General features: G+C 64.7%; 3 protein-coding genes. All 3 read left to right on the forward strand.

Annotated elements, in window-relative coordinates; translation table 11 throughout:
- The first annotated feature begins 160 nt into the window (after nucleotides 1–160).
- Nucleotides 161–1108, forward strand: a complete 948-nt coding sequence (locus ACIQOV_RS41295) for a Scr1 family TA system antitoxin-like transcriptional regulator (protein WP_401056272.1) — start codon at nucleotides 161–163, stop codon at nucleotides 1106–1108.
- Entirely contained in the window at nucleotides 1065–1202 is a 138-nt protein-coding gene (locus ACIQOV_RS41300) for a DUF397 domain-containing protein (RefSeq protein ID WP_401056276.1), read from the forward strand. Before ACIQOV_RS41295 ends, ACIQOV_RS41300 begins: the two co-directional genes overlap by 44 nt.
- A gap of 20 nt (nucleotides 1203–1222) precedes the next feature.
- On the forward strand, nucleotides 1223–1437 hold a 215-nt coding region (locus tag ACIQOV_RS41305), incomplete at its 3' end, for a DUF397 domain-containing protein (protein WP_401056274.1).

Consider the following 1437-nt stretch of genomic DNA (forward strand, 5'->3'; position numbering starts at 1 on the left):
GGGGGACCTCGGAAGGGGCGGAGGGGGGAGTGCGACAAGAGCGCACGCAATCACACTGCGCATGCAGATGATTGCGTTCCGGTATCAATGATCGGCCCGTGGGAGTACGGTGACGCCCAGATCCACGTGTTGAGCACGTGACGCACAGCTGGGAGCAGTGATGGCACACCGGAAGATCAAGCGCGGACCGACGGCGAGCTCCGCGATCATGTTCGGCGAAGAGGTCCGCTATGCGCGCGAGTTGGCATGCCTTACCCAGGAGGAGCTGGGCAAGCTGCTCCACCTCGACCGGACGGTGATCTCGCGGACGGAGAGCGGGCAGCGGAGGCCCTCGGTCGAGGAGGTCGAGGAGCTCGGGCAACTGCTGAACACCGGTGACCTGCTCATGCGGCTGTACGGGCGGGTCGACTGGAATGCGTCGATCGAGCACCCGGACTGGTTCCGGGATCACGTGGACCTGGAGGCCATCTCGGTCGGGGTTCGGGTGTACCAGGATGGCGTGGTGCACGGGCTGTTGCAGTGCCCGCAGTACGCGCGAGCGCTCTTCGCCACTGGCGATGCAGCTGGCAATCCGGAGGAGATCGAAGAGCTGACCAATGCTCGACTCAGTCGACAGAGTCGATTTCTGGCGCCCAATGGGCCGCTGCTGGTCGTCATTCTCGATGAGAGCGCCATCCGGACGGTTATCGGAGGGCCTGGCGTGATGAGAAGCCAGATGGAGCACCTGTTGCGGGTGGCCCAGCTCCCGAACATCGTCATCCATGTAGCGCTGTTCTCAAGTCGGCAGGCTCTGATCAACACGGCTATGGTGTTGCTGGAGCTGCCGGATGGGCAGCGCTTGGTCTACTCGGAGAGCCTCGATCGGGGGCATCTCAATGAGGATCCCGCCAGTGTGACCAAGCATCACCATCGGTTCGACCAGCTCCGTGGCGAATGCCTGTCAGAGAGCGACTCGCGTCGGCTGATCGTCGATGCGCTGGAGGGTTTCAAAGATGATGAGCAACGAGCTCGCCGTGACCGCCTGGCGGAAGAGCAGCTACAGCGGCAACAACGGCGGCGACTGCATCGAGGTAGCCCCCGGATTCCCCGGCCTCGTTCCGGTGCGTGACTCCAAGGACCCGCAGGGCCCGGCCCTCGTTTTCCCGGCCGCTGCCTGGGAAGCCTTCGTTGCGGCCGTCCGTACGGGCGACCTTCCCGCATAGAACTCCCCAAGGAGTTGGCTGTGTTGATCTGGCGGAAGAGCAGCTACAGCGGGGACGACGGCGGGGACTGCATCGAGGTGGCGCCCGGATTCCCCGGCCTCGTTCCGGTGCGTGACTCCAAGGACCCGCACGGCCCGGCACTCGTCTTCCCCGACTCCTCGTGGGGCGCCTTCATCGCGGCAGTCCGGGCGGGCGAGTTGCCGATCGAGGGCGTTGGTCGGTTGATGCCTTCTAT

Source organism: Kitasatospora sp. NPDC091257 (assembly GCF_044757675.1).
Classification (GTDB): Bacteria; Actinomycetota; Actinomycetes; order Streptomycetales; family Streptomycetaceae; genus Kitasatospora; species Kitasatospora lactacystinica.

Bases quoted from the DNA above. Each gene is read 5' to 3' on its own strand.
- ACIQOV_RS41295 (WP_401056272.1), top strand. From the start codon at position 161: ATGGCACACCGGAAGATCAAGCGCGGACCGACGGCGAGCTCCGCGATC.